A 20088-nucleotide genomic window follows, 5' to 3' on the forward strand; every position below is an offset into this window, starting at 1 on the left:
GAGTGTTGCTCTAAATGAGGAGGGTGAGATGAGGCTGACTCCCACGGAGCGCGACCGGCTGCTGCTCTTCGGGGCCGCCGAGCTGGCCCGGGCCCGACGGGCCCGCGGTCTCCGGCTCAACGTGCCGGAGGCCACCGCGCTCATCGCGGACACCGTGTGCGAGGCGGCCCGCGACGGGAAGCGGCTCGCGGAGGCCGTCGAGGCCGCACGCTCCGTGCTCGGGCCCGCCGACGTGCTGCCCGGCGTCGCGGACGTCGTCACCGAGGTGCATGTCGAGGCCGTTTTCGACGACGGTTCACGGCTCGCGGTCGTCTCCGACCCCATCGGGGGCGGGCTGGGCGCGGATGCCCCGGGTGCGCTGCTGCCGGGGCCCGAGCATGCCGAGCCGGAGGCGGTCCTGAGGCTCACGGTCACCAACACCGCGACCGTCCCCGTCTCCGTCACCTCCCACTTCCACTTCTTCGAGGCCAACCCGCGCCTGGACTTCGTCAGGGCAGCGGCCTACGGGATGCGGCTCGCCGTTCCCGCCGGGTCGTCCGTGCGCTTCGGGCCGGGGGAGAGCGCCGAGGTCGGGCTCGTGCCGATCGGCGGCGAGCGGATCGCGGTCGGGTTCGCGGGGCTCGTCGACGGGGCGCTGGACGCGCCGGGCGCGAAGGACGAGGCGCTGCGCCGGGCCGCCGCCTGCGGATATCTGGGGGTCGGCGCGGAAACGGAAGGAGAGCTGCGATGAGCAGGCCAGGAGGGCACCCCGCCGAAGCCCGGCGGCTCAGCCCTTACGAGTACGCGGCCACCCACGGCCCCCGCGCCGGCGACCGTATCCGGCTCGGCGACTCGGGGCTCGTCGTCCGGGTCGAGTCCGACTCGCAGCGGTACGGCGACGAGTTCCTGGCCGGGTTCGGGAAGACCGCGCGCGACGGGCTGCACCTCAAGGCCGCCGCCGTGCGGGACACCTGTGACGTCGTGATCAGCAACGTCGTCGTCATCGACGCCGTGCAGGGGATCCGCAAGGTGTCGATCGGGATCCGGGAGGGGCGGATCTGCGGGATCGGGCGGGCCGGGAATCCCGACACGCTCGACGGGGTCGACGTCGTGGTCGGTACAGGCACCTCGATCGTGTCCGGCGAGGGGCTCATCGCCACCGCCGGGGCCGTCGACACCCATGTCCATCTGCTGTCGCCGCGGATCATGGAGGCCTCGCTGGCCTCCGGCGTGACCACGGTCATCGGGCAGGAGTTCGGGCCGGTGTGGGGCGTCGGCGTCAACTCGCCCTGGGCGCTGCGCCATGCCTTCGACGCCTTCGACGCCTGGCCGGTCAACATCGGTTTCCTGGGCCGGGGTTCGTCCTCGCACGAGGCGCCTCTGGTGGAGGCCCTCGCCGAGGGCGGGGCGTCCGGCTTCAAGGTGCACGAGGACATGGGCGCCCACACCCGCGCCCTGGACACGGCACTTCGCGTCGCCGAGGAGCACGACGTCCAAGTCGCCCTGCACAGCGACGGGTTGAACGAGTGCCTGTCGGTGGAGGACACCCTGCGGGTGCTGGAGGGGCGGACCATCCACGCCTTCCACATCGAGGGGTGCGGCGGCGGGCACGTCCCGAACGTGCTCAAGATGGCCGGCGTCCCGAACGTCATCGGCTCGTCCACCAACCCCACCCTGCCCTTCGGGCGGGACGCGGTCGCCGAGCACTACGGGATGATCGTCTCCGTCCACGACCTGAAGACCGACCTGCCCGGGGACGCGGCCATGGCCCGCGACCGGATCCGCGCCGGGACGATGGGCGCCGAGGACGTGCTGCACGACCTGGGCGCGATCGGCATCACCTCGTCCGACGCGCAGGGCATGGGCCGGGCGGGCGAGACCGTCCGCCGTACCTTCGCGATGGCCGGGAAGATGAAGGCCGAGTTCGGCGCCCCGGACGTCGGCCACGACAACGAGCGCGTCCTGCGGTACATGGCCAAGCTGACCGTCAACCCGGCCATCGCGCACGGCCTTTCGCACGAGGTCGGCTCGATCGAGGTCGGCAAGCTCGCCGACATCGTGCTGTGGCTGCCGGAGTACTTCGGCGCCAAGCCGCAACTCGTCCTCAAGGCCGGGTTCCCGGCGTACGGCGTGGTCGGCGACCCGAACGCGGCGACGGACACCTGCGAACCCCTGGTCCTGGGGCCCCAGTTCGGCGCGCACGGCGCCACGCCCGCCGACATCTCCGTCGCCTTCGTCGCGCAGGCCGCCCTCGACCAGGGCAACGACACCATGCCGACCCGGCGCAGGCGGGTCGCCGTCCGTGGCACGCGCGGTATCGGCCCCGCCGACCTGCGGCTCAACTCCCGTACCGGAGCGGTGGACGTGGACCAGCGCACCGGCCTGGTCACCCTCGACGGAGAGCCGCTGCACTCGGAGCCCGCCGACTCCGTCTCCCTCAACCGCCTCTACTTCCTCTAGGACTTCGCATGACCTACCGCATGCCCCCCGAGTGGGCCCCGCACGAACGCACCTGGATGGCCTGGCCGGGGCCGAACCCGACCTTCACCGACGACGAGGAGCTGGCGGCGGCCCGTACGGCCTGGGCGAACGTGGCCCGTGCCGTGCGCCGCTTCGAGCCGGTGACGATGGTGCACGGACCCGGGCAGGGCGGGTCGGCGCGTGAACTGCTCGGCCCGGACGTGGAGTTGGTGGAGCGCGAACTCGACGACGCGTGGATGCGGGACATCGGCCCCACCTTCGTCACCGACGGACGTGAACTGGCCGCCGTGGACTGGACGTTCAACGGCTGGGGTGCCCAGGAGTGGGCCCGCTGGGAGCACGACTCCAAGATCGCCCGCCGGGTCGCGGACCTGGTGGAGGTGCCGGTGCTGTCGTCACCGCTGGTGAACGAGGGCGGCGCCATCCACGTCGACGGCGAGGGCACGGTCCTGCTGACCGACACCGTCCAGCTCGGCGCGGGCCGCAACCCCGGCTGGACCCGCGAGCAGGTCGAGGCCGAGATCCACGCCAGACTCGGCACCACCAAGGCGATCTGGCTCCCGCACGGTCTGACCGGTGACTACGGCACCTACGGCACCCAGGGCCACGTCGACATCGTCGCGGCCTTCGCCGGGCCCGGCACCGTGGTCGTCCACAGCCAGCGGAACCCGGCCCACCCCGACCACGCCCGCTCGCGCGAGTACGTCGAGATCCTGCGCGGTCAGACGGATGCGAAGGGCCGCCGCCTGGAGGTCGTCGAGATCCCCGCCCCCACGGTCCTCCAGGACGAGGACGGTGAATGGGTCGACTACTCGTACATCAACCACTACCTCTGCAACGGCGGCGTGGTGCTCTGCGCCTTCGACGACCCGAACGACGAGATCGCGGTCGGCATCTTCCGCCGCCTCTTCCCCGAGCGGACGGTGACGCTGGTGGACGCCCGGACGATCTTCGCGGGCGGGGGCGGCGTTCACTGCATTACTCAACAGCAGCCGCGGGCGGGCGTCAGGTAGAACGTACGGGTGAATGTGCTGATGTGCGCCGCCTGCGGAGCCCGGCTGACCGAGCCGCTGCGTGTCCTGCCGGAGCTGCCGCCCTGTCCGGAGTTCGACGGCCGCAAGAACCCCGACGGCTCGCGCCACGCCCCGCCGACCGTGCCGCTCGGGACGTACGCGGTGGACCCGGAGCCGTGCGGGGCGCCGTACGTGCCGCATCCCGACCCGGACTGGTGCGACGCCGCCCACCCGGGCAACGGGTGCATGGGAGACCCCGACGGGCAGGGGTTCCTGATGTCCGCCGGGCCGCGCGACACCCTGGTGGTCCACCCCGAGGACGCACGTGGGTACCTGTCCGGCAACCCCGCCTTCCAGGAGATCGGATGCTGCGGTCCGCCCGGACGCGAGGGCCCCAACATGGTGTGCGCCGGGTGCGGGGCGGTGGTGGCCACACTGTTCGCCGACTGCAGCGCGCCGTACGCGACCCACTTCCTGCCCGACGCGGTGCGGGTGGCCGCCGTATGAGCACGTCCCGGCGCACCCCGGCCCCGCCGCGGGAGCGCATCCTCGCCGCCGCCATGGACATGATCGCCGAGCGCGGTCTGGAGAAGGTCACCATGGCGGCGCTCGGCCGCGAGGTCGGGATGAGCAGCGGGCACCTGCTCTACTACTTCCGCACCAAGGACGAGCTGCTGCTGCGCACCCTGGAGTGGAGCGAGGGCCGGCTGGGTGCCGAGCGCGGCCGGCTGCTGGCGCGCGCGGGCACGGCGCGCGAACGGCTCGACTCGTACGTCGACCTGTACGTCCCCGACGGCCACCGCGACCCGCACTGGACCCTGTGGCTGGAGGTCTGGAACCGCTCGCAGAACGCCGATGAGGATGCCCGCGAACGGCAGGCGGCGATCGAGGGCGTCTGGCACCGCGACCTGGTGGCGCTGCTCGCCGAAGGGGTGTCCCGGGGCGAGTTCCGACCGGTCGACCCGGACCGCTTCGCGACCCGCCTGCGCGCCCTGCTCGACGGCTTCTCCATCCATGTGGCGGTCGGGCTGCGGGGCACGGATCGTACGCAAGTTCTCGGCCACGTACGGGAGTTCCTCGACGACAGCCTCCTCGCGGACGACTGACCACACGCCCGGGTTGTACTCAATTCGGGGGATTGCCCTGTGTCGAGCGGTGCGCTTGTCTCGAAGGAGCCCTCGGCGCGGGGCCGGGGGACCAGCGCCCAACGGGGAACACAGGGGGAATCGTGCACAAAGCCATGCGTGGGGTGTCCGTCGTGGCGGTCGCGGGGGCGGTCGTCGCGCTGACGGCCACCTCGGCGCTGCCGGCGCCGCGGCCGGCGCGGACCGAGCGGGTCACGGTGTCGGCGACGGGAGAGCAGGGGAACGGCAACGCGTACGGGCCTCAGCTCAGCGCCGACGGGCGGTTCGCGGTCTTCACCGCGGACGCGTCCAATCTGGTGCCGGGGGACACCAACGGGAGCTCCGACGTCTTCGTGCGCGACCTGCGCAAGGGGACCGTCGAGCGGGTCGACGTCGCCTCGGACGGCACCCAGGCCGACGGCGGCATGTCGGAGGCACGGGGGATCAGCGCCGACGGGCGGTACGTCCTGTTCAGCTCCAACGCCCACAACCTCGTCCACTGGGACAACCCGCCGACCAGCGAATCGGCCCAGGACATCTACCTGCACGACCGCCGCACCGGCAGCACCAAGCGGATCAGCGCAGCCCTCGACGGCGGCTCCGCCTTCACCGCCGCCGCCGTCATGACACCGGACGCCCGCTTCGTCGCCTTCAACGCCAAGGCCGACCGCATGGAGCGGAATCCGGGCGACCTCTTCGGCGCGGTGTACGTCTTCGACCGCCGCACCGGCGCCGTGCGGCGCGTCGCCAACCGGGACCGACCGACCGTCCCGGCGCTGTTGGGCGACATCAGCGCCGACGGCCGCTACGTGTCGTACACGCAGCTCGTGCCACGTAGTGCGAACGGCGTGACCTGGGTGCACGACCGCCGCACCGGCACCGAGGAACGCGTCAACGTCGGGGCGGACGGCACCCCGGTGGACCACGCCGCCAATGGGCCCAGGCTCTCCGCGGACGGTCGGACCGTCGTCTTCCAGTACTGGGGCGACGGCCTGGTCCCGGGCGAGACCCCCGACGGCCAGACCCACCTCTACGTCCGCGACCTGCGCACCGACGTCACCCGGCGCATCGACCCCGGGCCAGCCGGTGAGTCGGTGCCCGGCTTCCCGCTGCTCAGCCCGGACGGACGGTACGTGGCGTACCAGGCCGCACCGCGGCTGCCCGACGGGTGGACCGGGCCGACGAACGTCTACCTCCGCGACCTGCGCACCGGCTCCACCAGCCTGGTCAGCCGGTCGACCACCGGCGGCCCCGTCACGGACGAGTCCGTGTCGCTGTACTCGGTGAGCGCGGGCGCCCGCCATATCGGACTGGGCAGCTCCTCCGGCCAGTTGGTCACGGACGACACCAACGGTCACCAGGACGGCTTCGTCCGTCGTATGCGCTGAAACCGCACACTTCAGGGGGACATTCCATGCAACTCGCCAGCCGCACAGCCATATTGGGCGCCGCCACCTTGGTCGCCGCGCTCTCGGCCACCGCTCTCCCGGCCGCCGCCCACACCGACTCCGCACTGCCCCGGACCTTCCGGGCCAGCACCAGCACAGGCGGGCACGAGGCCGACGGTGCCTCCTCGACGCCCTCGATCAGCGCCAACGGCCGTTACGTCGCCTTCGTCTCGTCCGCCGACAACCTTGTCAAGGGCGACCGGAACGGCGTGGCCGACGTCTTCGTCAAGGACCTGCGCACCGGCCGCACCGAGCGCGTCGCCGCGGGCCCGGCCGCCGACCCGCAGCTCAGCGCCGACGGCCGTTACGTCGTCCTCGCCACCAAGGCCGCCCTGACCCGCGACGACGACAACGGCCTCGACGACATCTACCTCGTCGACCGCAGAACCCACCACACCCAGCGCATCAGCCACGGCCACGCCGTCACCACACCGACCTTCGCGCTCAACTACGAGCCCACCATCAGCGCGAACGGCCGCTACGTGGCCTACAGCACCGCCGCCCCGGACGCCGCACCCGGCGACACCAACGGCCGCGACGACGTGATCGTCCACGACCGCCGCACCGGCAAGGACGAGCTGGTCGCCTACGCCACCGACGGCACCCTCGGCGACAGCGACTCGTTCCTCACCTCGTTCAGCGCGGACGGCCGCTACGTCGCCTTCACCACCGCGGCCCAGCTGGACCCGGCGCACGACTGGACCCACGCGACCAACGTGTACGTCCGCGACCGCGTCGCCGGCACCACCGAGCAGGTCAGCATCCCCGCCCGGTTCGTCTACAAGTCCAGCTCCTGGGGCCCGTCGATGAGCGCCGACGCCCGCTATGTCGCCTTCTCCTCCAACGTCGACAGCCTCGTCCCGGGCGACACCAACAAGACCGGCGACGCCTTCCTCTTCGACCGGCGGCTCAAGACCACGCAGCGGGTGAGCACCGCGGCCGACGGCACCCAGGCGGACGGACCGAGCGGCGGCGTCAGCCTGACCGCCGACGGCAGCCGCGTCGCCTTCGTCTCCTCCGCCGACAACCTGGTGCCGGGCGACACCAACGGCGTGGCCGACGTCTTCCTCAAGGACCTGCGCACCGGCGCCGTCGAGCGGATCAGCCTCGCGGCCGACGGCGCCCAGTCCGACGGCCCCGCCGGCCCCGTGTCCCTGAGCGCCGGCGGCCGTGCCGCCTTCACCTCCACGGCCACGAACCTCGTCCCCGGCGACTCGAACGGCGTCGCCGACATCTTCGTACGACGGCCGGAGGCGAAGCGGTGAGACGGCTCCTCTGCGTCGCCGCCGCCCTGACCGGCGCGTTCGTCCTGGCCGCCACCCCGGCGCACGCCGCACCGGCCGGCGTCCAGCGGGTGAGCCTCGCCGCGGACGGCACACAGCTGACCGCACCGTCCTCCGACGGCGTGGTCAGCGCCACCGGCCGGTACGCCGTCTTCGTGGCGCGCAGCGACGCCTGCACCGGCTACGGCCTCAGCTGCGCCCTGCTCAAAGACCTGCGCACCGGCGGGACACAGCACCTCCCCAACGCGCACGCGGACGTGACCGGCCCGGCGATCAGCGCCGACGGCCGGATCGTCGGCTACACCTCCGGCGTCTACCACTTCTTCCACGCCATGGTGTACGACCGCCACGGCGGCGCGACCCAGGAGCTGTGGCCGGCCAATCCGCCCACGGACACCCGCTACGAGCGCAGCGACCTCACCGCGCTCAGCGCCGACGGCGAGCACGCGGCCTACACCATCGGCAACCGCAGCGGGAACAACGGCTCACTGCACCTGTTCGTCCGCGACCTGACCACCGGCGCGGACGAGATGATCGACCCGGTGGACCACCCGGGCTGGATCACGGGCGGCCGGCTCAGCACGGACGGCCGGTTCGTGGCGTACGGCGTGCAGACCACGACCGACTCCGCCCTGTACGTCGAGGACCGCACCACCGGCGAGACCCGCCTCGTGGCCACGGGCACGTCGGCGGTCGTCGTCCAGGTCTCCGCCGACGGACGCCGGGTGCTGTACAACTCCCGTGCACAGGAAGGGGGTTACGTCTCCTACGTGCACGATCTGCGCACCGGCCGGGACCGCCGGGTCGCCGACGTCGAGGCGGAGGCGGCCGATGCCGGCCTCCGTCACGTCCTCCTGAGCGGCGATGACGGCCTGACCCTGCTAGACCGCCGCACCGGCCGGCGGGAGGCGGTCGCCCCGGCGGGCTCCATCGCCGTACCCGGCTCGGTCACCCGTGGCGGGCGTGCCGTCGCCTTCACCTCCGCGTCCGACGCCCTGGTGCCGGACGACACCAACGGGGTCCCGGACGTGTTCCTCGACCACATCCACTGAACCCCCGGAGGGTTCGCATTCTGAGACGAGGGTTCGCGCGGGGGCGGGTTGTGCCAGACTGCCCCCGTGCTCTCGTTCGCCATGATTATTGGCAGCAGGCGCGCCGGTCCGCAGTGACCGCCACGTACGACCAGGTACGGGCGGACACCGTCGTCCTCGACCCGCGCGCAGACCTCTCGCACCCGCGAGGGGTTTTTCGCTTTTCTGGCCCACCTTCAGCCGGGAGCGCAGCGCGAGGGATCATTGGAGGACGGTGGAGCCGGTCAATCCGGTACAGACCGAGATCCAACACAGGAGCCTTGACACCATGACCGAAACCAGCGAGCTCGACGATTCGTTCCACGTCTTCGACACCACCCTGCGCGACGGCGCGCAGCGCGAGGGCATCAACCTCACCGTCGCCGACAAGCTCGCGATCGCACGGCACCTGGACGACTTCGGGATGGGCTTCATCGAGGGCGGCTGGCCCGGCGCCAACCCGCGGGACACCGAGTTCTTCGCCCGCGCCCGGCAGGAGATCGACTTCAAGCACGCCCAGCTCGTCGCCTTCGGCGCCACCCGCCGGGCGAACGCCAAGGCGAGCGAGGACCCGCAGGTCAAGGCGCTCCTGGACTCGGGCGCCGAGGTGATCACGCTGGTCGCCAAGTCCCACGACCGGCACGTCGAGCTCGCCCTGCGCACCACGCTGGACGAGAACCTGGAGATGGTCCGCGACACCGTCTCCTTCCTGCGCGAGCAGGGCCGCCGCGTCTTCGTCGACTGCGAGCACTTCTTCGACGGCTACCGCGCCAACCCGGAGTACGCGAAGGCCGTCGTACGGGCCGCCTCCGAGGCCGGCGCCTCCGTCGTCATCCTCTGCGACACCAACGGCGGCATGCTGCCGGCGCAGGTCCAGGCCGTCGTGTCGACCGTCCTCGCGGACACCGGCGCCCGGCTCGGCATCCACACCCAGGACGACACGGGCTGCGCGGTCGCCAACACCCTCGCCGCCGTCGACGCGGGCGCCACCCACGTCCAGTGCACGGCCAACGGCTACGGCGAGCGCGTCGGCAACGCCAACCTCTTCCCGGTCGTCGCCGCCCTGGAGCTCAAGTACGGCAAGCAGGTCCTGCCCGAGGGCAAGCTCCGCGAGATGACCCGTATCTCGCACGCCATCGCCGAGGTCGTCAACCTCACGCCGTCCACGCACCAGCCGTACGTCGGTGTCTCCGCCTTCGCGCACAAGGCCGGCCTGCACGCCTCCGCGATCAAGGTCGACCCGGACCTGTACCAGCACATCGACCCCGAGCAGGTCGGCAACACCATGCGGATGCTCGTGTCCGACATGGCGGGCCGCGCCTCCGTCGAGCTCAAGGGCAAGGAGCTCGGCGTCGACCTCGGCGGCGACCGCGAGCTGGTCGGCCGGGTTGTCGAGCGGGTCAAGGAGCGCGAGCTCAAGGGCTACACCTACGAGGCCGCCGACGCCTCCTTCGAGCTGCTGCTGCGCGGCGAGGTCGAGGGCAGGCCGCTCAGCTACTTCCAGGTCGAGTCCTGGCGGGCCATCGTCGAGGACCGCCCCGACGGCAGCCACGCCAACGAGGCCACGGTGAAGCTCTTCGCCAAGGGGGAGCGCATCGTCGCCACCGCGGAGGGCAACGGCCCGGTCAACGCCCTCGACCGTGCCCTGCGCGTCGCCCTGGAGAAGATCTACCCCCAGCTCGCCAAGCTCGACCTGGTCGACTACAAGGTCCGCATCCTCGAAGGCGTGCACGGCACCCAGTCCACGACCCGCGTCCTGATCTCCACGTCCGACGGCTCCGCGGAGTGGTCGACGGTGGGCGTCGCGGACAACGTCATCGCCGCCTCCTGGCAGGCCCTGGAGGACGCGTACACGTACGGCCTGCTGCGGGCCGGGGTGCAGCCCGCGCAGTAACTCCGCGCGTTTCAGGGGTGGTTCAGCTTCAGCAGGAGTCCTCGGCGAGTTCCTCGAACTCGCCGGGGCTCATGACCCGGCCGTCGGCCCAGACCTGCCCCGGCTTCAGTTTCCCGACGTCCTCGGTGGAGAAGTCGACGACCCCGTTGTAGGAGTCGCCGGTGACGTAGTGCGCGAAGACCAGCGTGTAGTGGTGCTTCGGCAGCAGCCGCCGGGCGCCGTGCTGCCGGGCCTGCCACGCGGTCGGCGGCGAGAACAGCGGGAAGTCGGCGTCCCCCTTCAGGTTCTCCTTCTTCACCCCCCACCCCGTGACGGAGGGCCCGTCGTCGGCGGCCCCGGCCCACCCGTCGAGCGACGGCTTCATGTACGGGTCGCCCCCGCAGGGCCGGATCAGGGCATACGGCACCCCGTCGCCCCCCATCCGCACCCCGGCCAGCGGCAGATCGACGGCCCCGCACCCGGTAAGCGTCAGCGCGCCGCCGACGACCCCCACCAGGGAAACCACCATCCGCCTCAGCACCTGTCACCCACCAGGTCGTCGAAGTCGTCCCGGCTCATCGCCCGGCGGTCGGCCCAGACCTGACCGGGCTTGAGGCCGGCCAGGTCCTCGGCGGTGAAGGAGAGCGAGACGTTGTACGCGTCCCAGCCCCGGCCGCCGGAGATGTCCAGGTGGTAACCGGCCCCGGTCGACAGGTGCTGGGGACCGTACGCCCTCACCCCGAGCGAGCCGGGAGGGGAGAAGAGCGGGAACGTCGTCCTGCCGACCCGGGCGTCGGTCGTCTGGAACCACGAGGTGCCCGGATCGACGCCGTCGTCCCCGGCGCCGCTGACCAGGTGCAGCGGACCGATCCGGTCGTCCCCGCACGGGCGGACGATCACCACGGGCTTCCCGTCCTCGTCCAACGACGCGGCGGCGAGGGGCAGTTCGGCCGGACTGCACCCGGCGAGCAGCAGACTCCCCACCGCCGCCCCGACCGCCGCGACTCCCGTACGTCTCATGCCCCGCCCCCTCACCGGCGGGACACGGCCCGCCCTTCGCCGCCGTGTTCACGACATCACCGGTCGGCGCGTTGCGCGACCACCGTTGCGCACCGGTCCCGTTGCAGTCGTACAACTGCACCTTCGCCTGCGATCCCCGTCGGACTGCGCAGGAACGAAGGCCCTTCCCGGAATGTCTGACGTGGCGTCTTGACGGGTCTGTGGGCCGTTAGTTAACTCACGGCGTGATCTAAGTCCTGAGTGAATCAGAGAGTCGAGGGATGGTCCATGCCAAGGGAAAGATGGTCTGTGCCAAGAACCGCTCTGCTCGTCACCGCGGCCCTCCTGGCCGCCGCGCTGCCGCTGTCCTCGGCGCACGCCGCCGACGACCCGGCCCCCACCCCCGTCGACCGCTTCGAGGGCGAGGTCCCCTTCGCCGCCCAGCCCGCCGATGGCATCTTCACCTGGGGCGGCGACAGTGACGACCCACCCGCCCTCCAGCTGACCGCCCGCCCCGACGCCCCCGAGGGCGAGAAGGTCCTCGCCGGCACCTACGACATCAGCGGCTACGGCGGTTTCACCCACGACTTCGCCGCGACCGAACCCGCCCACGACTGGTCCGCCCACAAGGGCATCCGCTTCTGGTGGGACGGCCGGAACAACGGCAGGCGGACCGCCTTCGAGATCAAGGACGGCGGCGCGAACGGCGAGGCCTCCGAGCTCTGGACGACCTCCTTCACCGACGACTTCACCGGCTGGAAGCAGATCGAGATCCCCTTCACGGACTTCGTCTACCGCACCGACTACCAGCCCGTCGGCGGCATCGACCACGTCCTCGGCCTGACCCAGATGTGGGGGTACGCCGTCACGCTCCCCGTCGGCGTGCACGCCCAATTCGCCATGGACGACGTCGAGTTGTACGGCAAGGCCGACCAGTCGCTCCGCGCCTCCGTCACCACCGACTCGGCCGTCTACCCGGTCAAAGAGGGCGGGACGGCGAAGGTGAAGCTCACCGTCGCCACCACCGGCGCCGCCCCGATCGACGACCCGGTGACCGTCACCTACGAGAGCGCGGGCGGCACCGCCGACCCCGGCAAGGACTACACCCCGGTCTCCGGCACCCTCACCTTCCCGGCCGGTACGGCCTCCGGCGCCTCGCGGACCATCCAGGTCCCGACCCTCCGCGACAAGTCCGCCGAGTCCGCCGAGACGATCCCGCTGAAGCTCACGGTCACCGGCGCCAAGTCCCCCGCCGAGACCCCGCAGGTCGTCATCGACGCGCACGGACTGCCGTATCTGGACCCGAAGCTGCCCGTGAAGAAGCGGGTCGCCGACCTCCTCTCCCGGATGTCCCTGGCGGAGAAGGCCGGCCAGATGACCCAGGCCGAGCGCGGGGCGGTCGGGGAAGGAGCCGACGTCGCGGCCTACGGTCTCGGCTCGCTCCTCTCCGGCGGCGGCTCGACACCCACGCCCAACACCGCCGAGGCCTGGGCGAAGATGATCGACGGCTTCCAACTCCGGGCGCAGGCAACGCGGTTCCAGATCCCGCTCGTCTACGGCGTCGACGCCGTCCACGGCCACAACAACCTGGTCGGCGCCACGATCATGCCGCACAACATCGGCATCGGCGCGACCCGCGACCCCCAACTCGCCCAGAAGACCGGCGCGGTGACGGCCAGTGAGGTCCGCGCCACCGGCATCCCCTGGGACTTCGCCCCCTGCCTCTGCGTGACCCGCGACGAACGCTGGGGCCGCTCCTACGAGTCCTTCGGCGAGGACCCGGCCCTCGTGCAGGACATGGAGACGGTCATCCAGGGCCTCCAAGGCCGCGCGGACGGACGGGACCTGAGCCGGAACGACAAGGTCCTCGCCACCGCCAAGCACTTCGTCGGCGACGGCGGCACCGAGTACGGCTCCTCCACCACCGGCACGTACACGATCGACCAGGGCGTCACCAAGGTCACCCGGCAACAGCTGGAGGCCGTCCACCTGGCGCCGTACCAGACCGCCGTCGACCGGGGCATCGGCACCGTCATGCCCTCGTACTCCTCGCTCGACATCCTCGGCGACGGCCAGGGCCCGGTGAAGATGCACGCCCGCGCCGACATGATCAACGGCGTGCTCAAGGGCCGTATGGGCTTCGACGGCTTCGTCATCAGCGACTGGAACGCCATCGACCAACTCCCCGGCGACTACAAGGCACATGTGGACACCTCGGTCAACGCGGGCGTCGACATGATGATGGTGCCGTACTCCTACAAGGACTTCACCGCGACCCTGACCGACGAGGTGAAGGCGGGTCGGATCAGCGAGAAGCGGGTCGACGACGCCGTATCGCGCATCCTCACGCAGAAGTTCCGGCTCGGCCTCTTCGAGAAGCCGTACGCCGACACCAGCGGAGCAGCGGCGATCGGTTCCGCGGAACACCGGGCCGTCGCCCGGCAGGCCGCCGCCGAGTCGCAGGTGCTGCTGAAGAACAGCGGGGGTGTACTCCCGCTCAGGAAGGGCCAGAAGGTGTACGTCGCCGGGTCCAACGCCGACGACCTCGGCAACCAGACCGGCGGCTGGACAGTCACCTGGCAGGGCGCGTCCGGCACCCACACGCAGGGCACGACGATCCTCGCCGGGATGCGCAAGGACGGGGACGTCACCTACTCCAAGGACGCCTCCGCGCCCACGACCGGCTACGACGTCGGCGTGGTCGTGGTCGGCGAGACCCCGTACGCCGAGGGCGTCGGAGACGTCGGCAACGGGCACACCCTCCAGCCGACCGACGCCGACAAGGCGGCCGTCGACAAGGTGTGCGCGGCCATGAAGTGCGCGGTGCTGATCGTCTCCGGACGGCCCCAGCTGATCGGCGACCGGCTCGGCGGCATCGACGCCCTGGTGGCCTCCTGGCTGCCGGGCACCGAGGGCGACGGGGTCGCCGACGTCCTCTACGGCAAGCGGCCCTTCACCGGCCGGCTCCCGGTCACCTGGCCCAAGTCGGAGGCCCAGCTGCCGATCAACGTCGGTGACGCCTCGTACGACCCGCAGTTCCCGTACGGCTGGGGCCTGACCACCCTGACCAAGGTGCCGGAGGGCGGCGCGACCACGTTGAAGGCGCTCGCGGTCGCGGCCAAGGCGGCCGAGAAGGCGGGGGCAGGGGAAGCGGGCCGCGCACTCGTCACCAAGGCGCGGCTGATCGTCCAGCAGAAGGTGGGGGAGAACATCACGTCGGCGAACGCGAAGCCCTTCGCTGACGCGGACCACCTCTCCCTCACCGGACGGTACGGGGCGGCCGTCCAGCGGCTCCTGGAGGCGTGGAAGGCTGCCTGAGCATGTCTGACCTGCTTGGATGACCAGTTTTGGGTGGCTTCGGGTAGCTTCGATACATGAAGGCCGTCGTACGGACCCGAAGCCTCCCAGGACTGCTGCTGGCCCTGGCGCTCGCGCTCCTGGCCCTGACCGCGCCCCGCGCCGAGGCCGTCACCAGCGTCTCGACGATCGCCGAGGCCCTGCGCGAGAGCCCCGTCTACGTCGACCCGGCGGCCTCCGCCCAGCTGTCCGCCGCCGACGCGGACGCCCTGGCGAAGAAGATCAAGGACGCCGACAAGCCGCTGTTCATCGCGGTGCTGCCCGCCGACTACCCGACCGCGAACCTCTTCACCGACCTGCGCACCGCGACCGGCATCACCGGCCTGTACGGAGTGCGCCTCGGCAGCCGTTTCGACGCCCGCGCCGACTCCTCGGTGATGTCCGCGACGGCCCGGCAGAACCTCGTCACCAGCGTCCAGGGCGAGGACGCGGCGGCCCAGCTCACCGACTTCACCGACCGCGCGCTCGTCAACATGGGCGGCTCGGCCCCGTCGAGCTGGGGGTCCACCGGCGACTCCGGCGGGGTCTCGACGACCGCGCTGATCACCGTGGGCGCGGTGCTGGTGGCCGGTGGCGCGGGCGCGTTCACGCTGGTACGACGGAACCGGCGCCGGCACGCGGAGGAGCAGCGGGCGGCCCTGGAACGGCTCCGGGTCGTCGTCGACGAGGACATCACGGCCTTCGGCGAGGAGCTGGACCGCCTGGACTTCCACCCCGCCGAGGCGGGCGCCGACGACGCCATGCGAGCCGACTACGAACGCGCGCTGGACGCCTACGAACAGGCCAAGTCGTACATGACGGCCGCCACGAAACCCGAGGACGTCCGAGCCGTCACCCAGGCCCTGGAGGACGGCCGCTTCTCCCTGGCCCAGCTCGGCGCCCGCCGCGAGGGCCGTCCCCTGCCCGAACGCCGTCCGCCCTGCTTCTTCGACCCCCGCCACGGCCCCTCCGTCGCCGACGCCACCTGGACGCCGCCGGCCGGCGCCCCGCGCGAGGTCCCGGTCTGCGCGGCCGACGCCACCCGCCTCGCCGACGGCCGCGACCCGGTCGTCCGCGAGGTCGACACGGACGCCGGCCGCCGCCCCTACTGGGACGCGGGCCCGGCCTACGGCCCCTGGGCGGGCGGCTACTTCGGCGGCGGCCTCCTCCCCGGCCTCCTGGTCGGCACCCTCCTGGGCAGCATGATGTCCACCCCGACCTACGCGGCCGACTACGGCTCGGGATACGGCGACTTCGGTGGCGGCTACGAGGGCGGAGACGTGTCCGGCGCGGACTTCGACGCCGGCGACTTCGGCGGCGGTTTCGGCGACGGCGGTGGAGGCGGCGGGGACTTCGGCGGGGGCGGCGGGGACTTCGGGGGAGGTTTCTGAGGCGTTCAGGCGCCTTCCCGCCGTACGTCCGAAGCCGCTTCCTGCGGTACGTCCGCGTCCGCCAGCCGTTCCATGATGTCGGCCGCCAGCTCCAGCACCCCCTGCTCCGTCGGGCTGAGCAGGGTGAGCGCGCCGGCCAGCCAGGCGTCCCGCTCCGCCATGTCGCGTACCAGTGCCCGGCGTGCCTCCTCCGTCAGGGACAGCACCGACTGGCGTCGGTCCGTCGTGCTCGGTGAGCGCAGGATCAGGCCCTCCGCCTCCAGTTCGGCGAAGACGCGGGTCAGGGACTGCGGGCGCTGTCGCTCCGCCGTCGCCACCTCGCCCGGGGTGGACGGGCCGTTGCGGTGCAGGTGGCCGAGGACCGAGAGCTGGGTGGGGCTGAGGGCCCCGTCGCCGCGTTCGTGCCGGAGCCGACGGTTGAGCCGGACGATGGCGTGCCGGAGGCGGGCGGCTTCGGGGAGGGCCTGTGTCATGTGACATATTATAAGGGGTTGCTTACTATCTACCGGTCGGAAATCGCCGTACCATCAGGCAAGTGCCCGCCAACCTAATACGCAACGCGTACGAAGCGGCCCTCACTATGACCGCCGTCCTCCTCTCCTGGGCCGCCGCCCTCGCGCTCGAAGGAGCCGCCGGACTCCACACCGACGTGCTCGTCCTCGCCGTCGCCCTGACCCTCACCCTCTCCTCCTCCCAGCGCACCGCCGACACCCGCCGCCGCCTCACCTCGCTCGTGGTGCTGCCGGTCACCGCCGGCGCCTCGATCTTCGTCGGCCGGCTGATCGCCTCCCACTACGCGATCGGCGCCGCGGTCTACACCGCCGGGATGGCGTTCGCCATCTGGATCCGCCGCTACGGCCCCGCCGCCACCAAGGCCGGCACCCTGCTGGCCCTCCCGCTCGTCGCCCTGCTCGTCGTCCCCGGCCCCGCGCTGCCGCGGGAGGCGCAGAGCGGGCTGGTGACGTGGTTCTGGTCGGCGACGGTCGGGGCGCTGGCGTGCGGGTTTGTGTGGCTGGTGCAGGCAGCCGGGGACCGTTACGGCCCCTGGCCCGGCGCGGCACCGGCTGCCGAGCAGCCGCCCCGCCGCTCCCGCCTGCACCCCCGCCCCAGCACCCGCATGGCCCTCCAGATGGCGGCCGGCATCGCCGTCGCCTTCGCCCTCGGGCGGCTCCTCTTCGACGACCACTGGCCGTGGGTGGTCCTCACCGCGTACGTCGCCGCCAGCGGCAACCGCGGCCGGACCGACGTACTCCGCAAGGGGATCGAGCGGCTCGCCGGGGCCACCGTCGGCACGCTGCTGGCCACCGGCGTGGCGGCCGCCGGCGTCACCGGGCACACCGCCGTGGCCCTGATGTTCACCGTCCTGGCCGTGGCCCTGTGGCTGCGCCCCCTCAGCTACGCCTACTGGGCAGCCGGCATGACCTGCGCCCTCTCCCTCCTCCTCGGCTACTTCGGCCAGAACGCCCAGCACCTCCTCCCGACCCGCCTGGAGGGGATCGCGGTCGGCGCGGTCCTGTCGGTGGCGTCGGCCTGGTGGGTGCTGCCGGTGCCGCGCAGGCGTACGGCCGCGGTGATGGCCGAAAAGGGGCCGATGTGATGGTGGGAAAAGGGGCCGATCGACCGATGTCGCCCGGCCGCCCCAGGCTCCTACGCTCTCGTCATGGTGAGTCCACCCGAGGGGGACGACCGGAGCACCGTGGAGGTCCTCGGCACCGAGCGCCCCCTGTTCCGTGAGCGCTGGCGGGCGCTGTCCCGCCGCAACCGCGTCCTCGTCACCGCCTCGGCCTGCGCGATCGCCCTCACCGGCGCCCTCGGCTACGTCGTCGCCAACCGCCCGCCGCCCCCGCCGCCGGACCCGGTCGCGGCCACCAGCATCCGCATCACCGACGTGCGCATCCCCGACGGCACCTCGGACTTCGACATCACCCTCCGCGCCGCAGCCACCTCCCCCGTGACCTTCGTGGGCACGAGCGAGGGTTACGGCAACCTCGTCCTGTACGTCTCACCCGTGCCCGGCACCTCGCTGACCGCCGGCGAGGCACGCACCCTGCACGCCCGCGCCATCGTCTGCACCTGCCGCTCCCCGCTCCCGCCGCGCGGCACACCCCTCCTGTTCGTGACCCTGCGCAACGGTCACGGCGAGGGCCGGGCCCAAGTGGTGCCCACCGCCGGTCAGTTCGACAGCATCGTTCGCGCGGTGCGCCAGGCCTGCGCGAACTGAGGCGCGTCACCCCGTCCGCGGGACGACGAGCCCGGTCTCGTACGCCATCACGACCGCCTGCGTACGATCGCGCAGCCCCAGCTTGGACAGGATCCGGCTGACGTGCGTCTTCACGGTCTGCTCGCCGACGTGCAGGCGCTGGGCGAGCTCCGGGTTGGACAGGCCCTGGGCGAGCAGCCGCAGGACGTCCGTCTCGCGCGGGGTGAGCGCGGCGAGCGTGCCGCGGGCGGGGGCCTTCGGCCGGATCCGGGCGAACTCGGCGATCAGCCGCCGCGTGATCGCGGGCGCGAGCAGCGCCTCGCCCGCGGCGACCACCCGGACCGCCTCGAAGAGCCGTTCCGCGGTCACGTCCTTGAGCAGGAACCCGCTGGCCCCGGCGGCCAGCGCGTCGTACACGTGCTCGTCCAGGTCGAAGGTGGTGAGCACGAGGACGCGCGGTGCGTCGGGGTCGCTGTGGAGTCGCGCGGTGGCCTGGATGCCGTCCATGACCGGCATGCGTACGTCCATGAGGACCACGTCGGGCCCCTGCTCCCGGCAGACCCGCACCGCCTCGGCGCCGTCGCGCGCGGTACCCACGACGGTGAAGTCCGGTTGCGTGGCGAGGAGTCCGGCGTATCCGACCCGCACGATCTCGTGGTCGTCGGCGACGACTATGCGAATGCCGTCGGCGCTCACGCGATGGCCTCCGCGTGGACCGGGAGGCGGGCCTCGACCAGGAAGCCGCCGCCGGGGGCCGGGCCGGTGTGCAGGGTGCCGCCGACGGTCGCCGCGCGTTCGCGCATGCCGAGGAGGCCGTGACCGGTGGTGCCCGGGGTGGCCGAACCGGGCCCGTTGTCCCGCACCCGCACCGCCAACTCCTCCTCCCCGTAGTGGAGTTCCACGTCCACGGCCGCCCCCGGCGCGTGCCGGCGCGCATTGGTCAGGGCCTCCTGGACGATCCGGTACGCGGTGACCTCGACGCCCGGGTCGAGCGCGGCGACCGGCCCGCTGACGATCAGCCGCGTCGCCGAACCGGCCGCGTCCCGCGCCTCGTCCAGCAGTTCCAGCAACTGCCCGAGCCCCGGCTGCGGCCTGCGCTGCACACCGGTGTCCGCGTCCTCGCGCAGCACGCCGAGCAGCCGGCGCATCTCGGTCAGGGCGGTGCGCGCGGTGTCGCCGATGGCCAGGAAGCGGGTGGCGCCCTCGGGCGGCAGACCGGCGGTGGTCAGCCGGGCGTTCTCGGCCTGTACGGCGATCATCGAGATGTGATGCGCGACGACGTCGTGCAACTCCCGGGCGATCCGGGCCCGTTCACCCCGGGCGGCATGTTCGAGGAGGGTGTCCGCGAACGCCCGCTCGGTCGCGCTGTGGGCGAGGGCGGTGCTGCGCACATGGTGGTTGATGCCGGTGGCCGCGGCGGCGGAGGCGAAGGCGGCGAGCAGCACGGCGACGATCCGGGTGACGTCCTCGTGGGTGAACAGCGCGATGACGACGTACGGCACGACGAGCACGCCGGCGAACAGGGGCCGCCCGGCCCGTGCCGACACGTACACGCACACGAGCTGCGCGCATCCGGCCCCCACGGTGAGCGCCTGAAACGGCACGAGTGCCAACACGCAGGCGGCGCTGACGGCAACGACGGCCAGGCCCCGACTGCCGTTCCGCCCACCCCCGAGCACGAAGGCGAGCGGCAGGGTGGTGGCGAGAGCGAGCAGCAACACGACGGCCAGACTGGCCCCGGGATCCCCACTCCGCACGAGCCCTTCCGCGACGGCGAGCAGGGCGAGGCCGACGGAGTCGACGACCGGCGACCGTACGCCGCTCCTCAGGGCCGTCCGCCACCTTTGCCCCGCCGCGACGGCGAGCACCCCCACGGCGGAGTCCGGCGGTG

Annotated in this window: 18 protein-coding genes and 1 pseudogene; 13 read left to right on the top strand and 6 right to left on the bottom strand. The window is 72.3% G+C overall.

The window, feature by feature from the left end; genetic code table 11:
- Positions 1-28 precede the first annotated feature (28 nt).
- From ureA to cimA, 9 genes are all read left to right on the top strand, one after another.
- Positions 29-730: an urease subunit gamma gene (gene ureA, locus ACQEWB_RS34470; RefSeq protein ID WP_432838021.1), complete on the top strand. Its 702-nt coding sequence runs from the start codon at positions 29-31 to the stop codon at positions 728-730.
- Complete coding sequence (locus ACQEWB_RS34475; RefSeq protein ID WP_432838023.1) at positions 727-2439, top strand: urease subunit alpha; 1713 nt, start codon at positions 727-729, stop codon at positions 2437-2439. Before ureA ends, ACQEWB_RS34475 begins: the two co-directional genes overlap by 4 nt.
- Positions 2440-2447: 8 nt before the next feature.
- A complete protein-coding gene (locus ACQEWB_RS34480; RefSeq protein WP_432838025.1) occupies positions 2448-3473 on the top strand; it encodes an agmatine deiminase family protein in 1026 nt (341 codons plus the stop codon).
- Between the two features lie 9 nt (positions 3474-3482).
- On the top strand, positions 3483-3980 hold the full coding sequence (locus tag ACQEWB_RS34485; protein WP_432838027.1) for a hypothetical protein: 498 nt from the start codon (positions 3483-3485) through the stop codon (positions 3978-3980).
- The gene (locus ACQEWB_RS34490; protein ID WP_432838029.1) at positions 3977-4579 is read left to right on the top strand and encodes a TetR/AcrR family transcriptional regulator; all 603 of its coding nucleotides are present in this window, start codon (positions 3977-3979) and stop codon (positions 4577-4579) included. The genes ACQEWB_RS34485 and ACQEWB_RS34490 overlap by 4 nt, the downstream gene beginning before the upstream one ends.
- 122 nt (positions 4580-4701) lie before the next feature.
- A complete protein-coding gene (locus ACQEWB_RS34495) occupies positions 4702-5985 on the top strand; it encodes a TolB family protein (RefSeq protein WP_432838031.1) in 1284 nt (427 codons plus the stop codon).
- A gap of 26 nt (positions 5986-6011) precedes the next feature.
- The gene (locus tag ACQEWB_RS34500; RefSeq protein WP_432838033.1) at positions 6012-7310 is read left to right on the top strand and encodes a TolB family protein; all 1299 of its coding nucleotides are present in this window, start codon (positions 6012-6014) and stop codon (positions 7308-7310) included.
- Positions 7307-8380 carry a TolB family protein gene (locus tag ACQEWB_RS34505; protein ID WP_432838035.1) on the top strand — a complete coding sequence of 358 codons (1074 nt, stop codon included), beginning with the start codon at positions 7307-7309 and terminating at the stop codon, positions 8378-8380. Before ACQEWB_RS34500 ends, ACQEWB_RS34505 begins: the two co-directional genes overlap by 4 nt.
- A 307-nt stretch (positions 8381-8687) precedes the next feature.
- On the top strand, positions 8688-10292 hold the full coding sequence (gene cimA / locus ACQEWB_RS34510) for a citramalate synthase (protein WP_432838037.1): 1605 nt from the start codon (positions 8688-8690) through the stop codon (positions 10290-10292).
- 28 nt (positions 10293-10320) lie between these two features.
- On the opposite strand, the gene ACQEWB_RS34515 is transcribed toward cimA, so the two are convergent.
- The 3 genes and pseudogenes from ACQEWB_RS34515 to ACQEWB_RS34525 all read right to left on the bottom strand — a co-directional run.
- Positions 10321-10800, bottom strand: a complete 480-nt coding sequence (locus ACQEWB_RS34515; RefSeq protein WP_432838039.1) for a hypothetical protein — start codon at positions 10798-10800, stop codon at positions 10321-10323.
- Positions 10801-10805: 5 nt separating this feature from the next.
- Positions 10806-11291: a hypothetical protein gene (locus ACQEWB_RS34520; RefSeq protein WP_432838041.1), complete on the bottom strand. Its 486-nt coding sequence runs from the start codon at positions 11289-11291 to the stop codon at positions 10806-10808.
- 37 nt (positions 11292-11328) lie between these two features.
- Positions 11329-11472, bottom strand: a pseudogene (locus tag ACQEWB_RS34525) (1,3-beta-glucanase); the annotation flags it as partial.
- A gap of 107 nt (positions 11473-11579) precedes the next feature.
- Between ACQEWB_RS34525 and ACQEWB_RS34530 the strand changes: the two are divergent.
- Positions 11580-14588 (top strand): glycoside hydrolase family 3 protein, encoded by a 3009-nt coding sequence (locus ACQEWB_RS34530; RefSeq protein ID WP_432838043.1) that lies wholly within the window; start codon positions 11580-11582, stop codon positions 14586-14588.
- Between the two features lie 56 nt (positions 14589-14644).
- Complete coding sequence (locus ACQEWB_RS34535) at positions 14645-15997, top strand: hypothetical protein (protein WP_432838044.1); 1353 nt, start codon at positions 14645-14647, stop codon at positions 15995-15997.
- 5 nt (positions 15998-16002) lie between these two features.
- Here the strand turns inward: ACQEWB_RS34535 and ACQEWB_RS34540 are convergent, their stop codons facing one another.
- Positions 16003-16470 (bottom strand): MarR family winged helix-turn-helix transcriptional regulator, encoded by a 468-nt coding sequence (locus ACQEWB_RS34540; RefSeq protein ID WP_432838045.1) that lies wholly within the window; start codon positions 16468-16470, stop codon positions 16003-16005.
- Between the two features lie 62 nt (positions 16471-16532).
- Here ACQEWB_RS34540 and ACQEWB_RS34545 point away from each other — a divergent pair, with 62 nt between their 5' ends.
- Both ACQEWB_RS34545 and ACQEWB_RS34550 read left to right on the top strand, forming a co-directional pair.
- Positions 16533-17594: an FUSC family protein gene (locus ACQEWB_RS34545; RefSeq protein WP_432838047.1), complete on the top strand. Its 1062-nt coding sequence runs from the start codon at positions 16533-16535 to the stop codon at positions 17592-17594.
- 63 nt (positions 17595-17657) lie between these two features.
- Complete coding sequence (locus ACQEWB_RS34550) at positions 17658-18218, top strand: hypothetical protein (RefSeq protein WP_432838049.1); 561 nt, start codon at positions 17658-17660, stop codon at positions 18216-18218.
- Positions 18219-18224: 6 nt separating this feature from the next.
- Here ACQEWB_RS34550 and ACQEWB_RS34555 read toward each other — a convergent pair whose 3' ends face one another.
- Positions 18225-18893 carry a response regulator gene (locus ACQEWB_RS34555; RefSeq protein WP_432838051.1) on the bottom strand — a complete coding sequence of 223 codons (669 nt, stop codon included), beginning with the start codon at positions 18891-18893 and terminating at the stop codon, positions 18225-18227.
- Positions 18890-20026 carry a sensor histidine kinase gene (locus tag ACQEWB_RS34560; protein WP_432844177.1) on the bottom strand — a complete coding sequence of 379 codons (1137 nt, stop codon included), beginning with the start codon at positions 20024-20026 and terminating at the stop codon, positions 18890-18892. Before ACQEWB_RS34560 ends, ACQEWB_RS34555 begins: the two co-directional genes overlap by 4 nt.
- Positions 20027-20088: the final 62 nt, after the last annotated feature.

Origin of the sequence: Streptomyces sp. CA-249302, assembly GCF_050936785.1 — a bacterium.
Lineage (GTDB): Bacteria > Actinomycetota > Actinomycetes > Streptomycetales > Streptomycetaceae > Streptomyces.